Below are 7,407 nucleotides of genomic sequence, written 5' to 3'. Positions count from 1 at the left end.
AATTAATCGCCTAAAAAAACATGCACATAATCAGCCGATTCTGCAAGAGAATGTTGAGAATAAAATAACGCTTGACCGTCTCGCTCAAGAAGTAAATATGAATGTTAATTACTTATGTCGTGTATTTAAGCAAGATACGGGTAGAAGCATTGTTCAATATATGAATGAACTAAAAATCAATAAAGCGATTGAATTGTTAAAGCTTCCGGATACGAGGATAAAAGAGGTGGCTTCACAGGTGGGGATAGATGATCCGTTTTATTTTAATCGAGTATTTAAGAAGATCGTAGGGCTTAGTCCTTCAGATTTCCGTAAGAAATTACTCGCAACTAAATAAGTCCAAGGAGGAGACACCTGTTATGAAATATGTGGAATCTATTAAAAATAGTTTAATATTCGCAGGTGTGATCCTATTATTATGGGCTAGCGCAGGATGTACTCCTTCGGATTCGAGCCTGAACAAAATGCAATCCTCCCAAGTGAAACACGAGTTTGCGAACAAAATTCTGAACTTAGCTGTATTTGAGGGAGGGCAAGGAAAGGATTATTGGCTCGCGGTGAAACAACAATTTGAATCAGACTATCCAGGGGTAACTGTTAATTTGACTTCAAGCCCTAAGATCATGGAAATACTTAAACCGCAAATCGCCGTTGGCAATCCACCCGATATCATTTATATCTCACAGAGTGAGACGACAGGTATGATTGAAGAAATGTTGAGAGATAAATTATTACTTGATTTGACGGATGTATTTGAAGGGAATGCTCTCGATAATCAAGTACCGCTTAAGAATAAAATGCTGGATGGTATTTTAGATTATGCTAATCCCTTAGGGGATGGGAAAATTTATGCTGCACCGTTCTATACCTCTCCAATGGGGCTAATCTATAACAAGACTCTTTTTGAGAAAAAAGGCTGGAAGCTCCCAGAGACATGGGATGAATTCTTGAAGTTAGGTGAGCTCGCTAAGAAGGATGGAAGATCACTATTCACCTACCAAGGTTTGTTCCCGGGTTATTTAGAGTCTATTTTCTGGCCGTCGGTGGCATCTGTGGGGGGGATGGAAGACGTCTGGAAGGCGGAAAATTATGAGAAGGATGCATTTAGGTCCGATTCCGTCAGGCGAATAGCCGAGGTGTTAAGTGCTATTGCACAAAAAGGTTATGTCATGCCAGGAACCGTTAAATTAAGCCATACGCAAGCACAGGCTGCTTTTCTACAAGGTAAGGCATTGTTCATTCCTTGCGGAATATGGATAGAGAATGAAATGAAAGGCACTCCACGCGAAGAAGGCTTCGAATTTGGTTTTCTCGCACCACCAGTGTTCAATAAGGGGGATCAGAGGTATGTCATGTCCTATTTGGATAGCCTGTTTATTCCCGCCAAGGCGAAGAATATTGAACTTGCCAAGGAGTTCCTGCGTTATCAATACAATGATGATATCGTTCAATTAAATGCGGAGAAATCCAAAGGGATAGTCACGGTTAAAAATGGTCTGGAAATCGTAAAGCCATACACTTCTCCAATATTCTATGATTCCGTTCAAATATCTCAAAAAGATGTAGCGCCGATTGTTTTTCAATGGAAACAAGCATCGCAGCTAGTCATCAAAGACGTAGAGGCAATATGGAACCCCATAACTGGCCTAATGAGCAATACGCTGACTGTTAAACAGTGGCAAGATGAGGTTGAGAAAATAACCAAGAGTGTGCGGGAATTAAGTTCTTCTAAAGAATAAACCTGTTTATTCCGTGTCCTAAATCGTACAGGTTTTGTTCAATTCTGTTAATGGTAGCTTTAGTATTTAGCAGTGTAAAATTGGATTAACTATATGGGATTGGATGTGACGTGAATGAGTGTGGTCATTTCAACATTAACTCTTGAAGGTGCATTATTAGAAGGAGAGAATCCTCTTCCAATGTTCAGAAACAGAGACCATCATACTAAAGTAGGGGATAATGGTACACTTACTCCAGAATTGAGACAGCAGCTGGGTGAACATACAGGTGGGAGATATTTACCTTATCGCATGCAGGATCGGTATACACGTGAAAGAAAACTGCTGGTTATGAAGTCGATTGTATTGGAAAATGACATCTTAAAAGCAGTCTTTTTACCTGAGTATGGAGGTAGACTCTATTCGCTTAAAGATAAACGTACGAACAAAGATATATTGTATACAAACCCTGTCTTTCAACCGGCTAATTTAGCTATTCTTAATGCTTGGTTCTCTGGAGGAATCGAATGGAATGTGGGACAGGTAGGTCACACCTTTACGACCGCATCTCCCGTACATGCTGCCAAATTGATGGATGATAAGGGCAATGAATTTCTAAGAATTTATGAATATGAGCGTTGTAAAAACATTTTTTGGCAGATTGATTTTCATCTTCCTCAAGGGGCAAAGGAGCTCTCTGTCTATGTAAGAATCATTAATGATAACGAAGCGTCGGTTCCTATGTATTATTGGACAAATATTGCAGCACCGGAAACTTTGCAATCAAGAGTATTCTCATCCACTAGTAAGGTTATCTATATTGATCATCAAGTGAAGGGGTTTGGATTGGGAGATTTGCCAGTGCTTCCTTCAGTTCCAAATGAAGACTCGTCATATCCAATGAGAATTCCCTTCTCTAACGAGTATTTTTTTCAGACAGAGGCAGATTATAAATCCCCGTGGGAAGCGATTGCCTATGAGGATGGTAGTTTATTCTACGAACGTTCGACTAGCCTCTTAAGATATCGTAAGTTATTTTGCTGGGGCAACCATGCAGGTGGTAGAAGATGGTGCGATTTCTTAGCGAAGCCAGGCGAAGGTAATTATATTGAGATACAAGCTGGGCTTGCTCCAACACAGATGCATGGACTAGACATGCCTGCAAATTCAATATGGGATTTCACTCAAATATTCGGTGTTACTCAGGTGGATGCACATAAGGCAAATCAAAGCGACTGGTCTGAGGCTCGGGATTTTATTGAAACGCAAGTCAATGAACAATTGCAAGAAGATGAGGTGTATATTCTTCATGAGAAGTTGCAAGCTTATGCTAATTTAACACCATCAGAACTATTGCACTCAGGCTCAGGCTGGGGAGCACTCGAGGACATTCGCAGAAAGGCCCATGCTGAAAGGTCTATTCCGGATGGATGTCTATTCTTGAAATCCAGTATTGCAGCACCGCAGCTTCCATGGTTAGCCCTGTTACAAGAGGGAGGCTTGCCAGAGGGAGATGTGCAAGATATTCCGGCCTCTTGGATGGTCCAAGAAGAATGGATGGAATTGCTTCGTACCAGTCTAGGGGATGCAGATAATCAAACGTGGACTTCCTACTTGCATTACGGCATTATGCTCTATGAGTATGGAATGGAAGACCAAGCTATAACTGCATGGCATCAATCGCTTGAATTGCAGCCGTCTGCTTGGGTTTATCGTAATCTGGCGATTACCTCTGAACAGAGAGGAGAGGCAGATCAGGCTCTGGTCTATTATGAACTGGCGTATTCTTTGTACAATGGCTTTCCAGACAGTGCATTTGCAGATGAGTACATTAGCATGTTAATTAGAAATAAACAATTTGCTAAGGCTTGGAGTGTTTATGAATCACTTCCTGTAGAGTTCAGGCAAAGTGATCGTCTCCAAATTATTATTGGAGCTGCTGCTCAGGCGTTGGATCATAATGAATTCCTATTAAACTTATTCCAGAAAGAATTTGCTGTGATTCGTGAGGGCGAAGTTACGATTGTGGAGCTGTGGTATGAATTTCAAGCTAAAAAGCTAGCGGAGAGCCGAAATACTGTATTATCTGAAGAATTAATGAAGGAAGCCATCACCCTATATCCACCGCCTAATAACATTGATTTTAGAATAATTGGCGCTTAAACGAAGAGAGAGTTTCGATGATTTTAATCGAAGCTCTCTTTTTTAGGATGCTGAAGGTGATTAAAATTTAGATAAAATTGTGCATGCTTTGTTCAATATCGTCGATGTTAGACCTGACTTGCTTCGTTATATACTTACTTGTGAAAGCACTTTCATATTAGAGGGGGATGCTACACACGTGAAAAAAAGACAAAAGAAGCTCACCGGTTTGTTGCTTGCTATGTCGATGGTACTAACGTTATTGGCTGGTTGTGGATCAAGCAATACAACGAACAATGCTGCCCCGCCTGAAGCAACTAAGGAGAACACCCCTACAGCTACAACTGAGGCTACCACCGAAGTTAAAGCTTCTGGACTAGAAGGTAAGGTAGTATTCTGGTCGATGTGGAGCAGCACAGAACCACAAGCGAAGGTTATTGAGTCAGCCGTTGCTGAATTCAAGGCAGCTAATCCAGAAGTTGAAGTGGATCTGAAGTTTACCGGTCGTGATATCTTAAAATTGATCAAGCCTGCTTTGGATGGAGGAGAGCAAATTGATATCTGGGAAGCCGATCCAGGTAGCCCAGCTGGTATTCAAGGCATGAAAGATTACGTTATGAAGCTTGATGATTTGCTTGCGGAGCCGTCCATCGGAATGGAAGGCAAGTCAGTAAAGGATTCAATAATTCCAAGCTTATTAAGCTGGATACAATCGCTATCCACAAAGTACGGTTTAGAAGAAGGTATTTATTCGATTCCGCAGCAACCGTATGCAGTACTCTTTTTCTATAACAAGGAAGTGTATGAGAAGGCTGGGATAACAAAAGCACCTGCCTCTTGGGAAGAGTTTCTTGCAGATGCTGAAAAAATCAAAGCAGCAGGTTCAGCACCGCTTACCTTTGATGACGCATATCGGGACTTATTTATTGGATCTTATCTGGCAAATGCGATGGGGGCAGATTGGGTAAGCCAGCTTGTGCAAGATAAGACCGGTGAGATGTGGAATGATCCAATCATTCTTCAATTCGCTAAAGATATGGCTAATTTAAACGCTAAAGGTTTTTTCTCTAATAAAATTGCTGGAAGTAAATATCCTGCGGCTCAGCAGGATCTCGTGCTTGGTGGGTCTGCCGCTTATCTAAATGGAACATGGCTTCCGAATGAAGTGCTTGCCACCTCAGGACCAGATTTCAAATGGGGCACGTTTCAATTCCCGGATGTTCCAAATGGAAACGGTAAAGGTGGAAAAAAAGGGCTGATCTTTGGATCTCAAGGGATGTTCATTAATAAATCAAGCAAGGATGCAAAAGCTGCTTTTGAACTTATCAAACATATCGTTAGTAAGCAGATACAAGAAAAAATGGCGAAGGATGCACTTGCGATCCCAGCAACCATTGATTCTGAATGGCCTGCGATGCTTGCAGAAGCAGAGGCTGCTTTTCTAAATGCAAAAGAAAATATGCCTTGGGGTGGAGGTATTGGTGATGGAGGCGACTTTACGCTTGCTACCATTGTACCTACCTTCATGGAACTTATCACTGGCAAACTGAAGCCAGAAGAATTTGGGCCGAAGCTAAGTGCGGAAGCTAAGAAATTCTACGCCGGTAAATAAAACTGTAGTCTATATGTGGCGGTCAATAGCGGCAGCTGCATATAGATTATTTAGAGTATAAGAAAGAATAAATTGCACTTTATGATGCGGGGGATACAAAGATGAGAATTAGTAAACCGATTATCATGCTATTCCTTCTGCCTGCTATCCTGGTTTATATGTCGATCTTTTTTTATCCAACCTTGCGGGCAGTGTTTATGAGCTTTTACGAGATATCTAATATAAATAGTAGTATCAGTGAATGGAAATTTATTGGTCTAGACAATTACTGGGGGTTATTTCATAATTCCTATTTTTTAAATTCTTCATTAAATGTGCTTAAGATTTGGATTATTGGTGGACTCATTGTTTTCGTTATGGCTTTTTTCTTCTCAGTGCTTATTTCCTCTGGCGTTCGTTTCAAAGGCTTCTGGAGAGCCTTGATTTACCTGCCTAATACTGTATCTGTTGTTGTCATGTCAGTAATATGGCTTCAGTATGTGTATAATCCGACCTTTGGATTGTTGACACATGTATTTCGCCTTCTTGGACTTGAACAGTTAGCCAATATTCAATGGACGGATGACCAGCATTTATTTTTATCCATGCTGATCGCTTTTTGTTTTGGATCCATTGGTTATTTCTTATTAATTCTAGGCGCGGCCATGGATCGGATTCCTAATGATTACTACGAAGCAGCATTATTGGAAGGAGCAAACACGTTATATCAGTTCTTCCATATTACTCTTCGGTTACTCCGTGATGTGTTTAAGACCACACTGGTGTTATGGACGGTTACAGCCATTAACTTCTTTGTATGGTCTTCCATCTTCGGGAGAAATGATCCACATACGATGACTCCTGGCTATTATATGTACTTGAAGGTATTTGGTGGGGAGAGAATTTCTGATACGCAAGCTTTCAATGTTGGAGCAGGGGCTGCAATTGGTGTATTGATTACTGTTGCAATTATTGGCTTTTCCTTCTTGATTGGTCTGTTGTTTAGGAAGGATCGTTTAGAATACTAGGAAGGAGGAGACAATATGCGTCTTCACTCAATCACTCGAATCATTCGATATATTCCATTAGTAGTCTGGCTTATCTTTACAGTTATTATTTTTGGATACGCATTCCTTGCTTCACTCAGCACGACAAGAGAGATATTTACGAACAAACTACTGGCGAGCGGATTTCATTTTTCCAACTATACCCGATTATTCGAAGAAACGAAGATCGGATTGTACTTTTTGAACAGTCTAGTTTACACGGTAACCTCTTGCGTAGGTATTATTGTTGTTGCAGCTCCGGCTGCTTATATATTGGGACGAATTCAGTTTAGGGGAAAACGGTTAGTTGATTTAATGTTTATCTCGGCATTATCGGTTCCGGGGCTACTGATTTCTATTCCATTGTTTTCGTTATTTTATTCATTGAATTTAACAGGCTCAACATTTACGTTAATCTTTGTATACATTTTTACGAATGTCCCTTTTGCTGTATTTTTGCTTACAGGGTTCTTTGCATCCATTCCGAAAGAACTGGAGGAATCAGCAGCGATCGATGGATGTGGGCCGATTAAAGCTTTTATCAAAATCATCTTACCTATGGCACAGGCCGGTATTTTGACGTTAACGATTTTTAATGTGATGGGGATTTGGAATGAATATTTTTATGCTCTGATCTTTGCAAATAATCCGGATCGACATCCAATAGCATTAGCGCTTCAATCCATCGTAGTAGGATATACGAATACTGGTAATTATTCGGGTATTTTTGCTGCATCACTTCTGGTATTTTTGCCCACGTTTATACTTTATCTTCTTGTGTCCAGAAAGATTGTTGCTGGAATTACAATCGGTTCTGTAAAAGGTTGAGGTAGTAACCACCTAGTAATATAGGTGGTTATTTGCGCACCCATAAGGATTTCTTCAGAAACTCAACTTGCGACAAGGAAAC

General features: G+C 40.6%; 6 protein-coding genes. All 6 read left to right on the top strand.

Annotated elements, in window-relative coordinates:
* Window positions 1-337, top strand: a 337-nt coding sequence (locus CA598_RS24590; RefSeq protein ID WP_179283758.1) for a helix-turn-helix domain-containing protein, incomplete at its 5' end; no start/stop codon positions are given.
* A 22-nt stretch (window positions 338-359) separates the two neighbouring features.
* On the top strand, window positions 360-1,739 hold the full coding sequence (locus CA598_RS24585; RefSeq protein ID WP_094869265.1) for a carbohydrate ABC transporter substrate-binding protein: 1,380 nt from the start codon (window positions 360-362) through the stop codon (window positions 1,737-1,739).
* Between the two features lie 114 nt (window positions 1,740-1,853).
* Window positions 1,854-3,881 (top strand): DUF5107 domain-containing protein, encoded by a 2,028-nt coding sequence (locus CA598_RS24580; RefSeq protein ID WP_094878224.1) that lies wholly within the window; start codon window positions 1,854-1,856, stop codon window positions 3,879-3,881.
* A gap of 178 nt (window positions 3,882-4,059) precedes the next feature.
* The gene (locus tag CA598_RS24575; RefSeq protein ID WP_094878223.1) at window positions 4,060-5,472 is read left to right on the top strand and encodes an ABC transporter substrate-binding protein; all 1,413 of its coding nucleotides are present in this window, start codon (window positions 4,060-4,062) and stop codon (window positions 5,470-5,472) included.
* A gap of 101 nt (window positions 5,473-5,573) precedes the next feature.
* Complete coding sequence (locus tag CA598_RS24570; protein WP_094878222.1) at window positions 5,574-6,479, top strand: carbohydrate ABC transporter permease; 906 nt, start codon at window positions 5,574-5,576, stop codon at window positions 6,477-6,479.
* 15 nt (window positions 6,480-6,494) lie between these two features.
* Window positions 6,495-7,325 carry a carbohydrate ABC transporter permease gene (locus CA598_RS24565; protein ID WP_094878221.1) on the top strand — a complete coding sequence of 277 codons (831 nt, stop codon included), beginning with the start codon at window positions 6,495-6,497 and terminating at the stop codon, window positions 7,323-7,325.
* The last annotated feature ends 82 nt before the right edge of the window (window positions 7,326-7,407 follow it).

The organism is Paenibacillus sp. VTT E-133291 (assembly GCF_002264395.1).
Classification (GTDB): Bacteria; Bacillota; Bacilli; order Paenibacillales; family Paenibacillaceae; genus Paenibacillus_AQ; species Paenibacillus_AQ nitricinens.
The sequence above is the reverse complement of the archived record's forward strand: the minus strand, read 5'-3'. Positions and strand labels throughout refer to the sequence as shown.

Excerpts from the sequence above, each read along its gene's own strand:
- CA598_RS24580 (WP_094878224.1), top strand. The coding sequence starts at position 1,854 with ATGAGTGTGGTCATTTCAACATTAACTCTTGAAGGTGCATTATTAGAA.
- CA598_RS24570 (WP_094878222.1), top strand. The coding sequence starts at position 5,574 with ATGAGAATTAGTAAACCGATTATCATGCTATTCCTTCTGCCTGCTATC.
- CA598_RS24565 (WP_094878221.1), top strand. The coding sequence starts at position 6,495 with ATGCGTCTTCACTCAATCACTCGAATCATTCGATATATTCCATTAGTA.
- CA598_RS24585 (WP_094869265.1), top strand. The coding sequence starts at position 360 with ATGAAATATGTGGAATCTATTAAAAATAGTTTAATATTCGCAGGTGTG.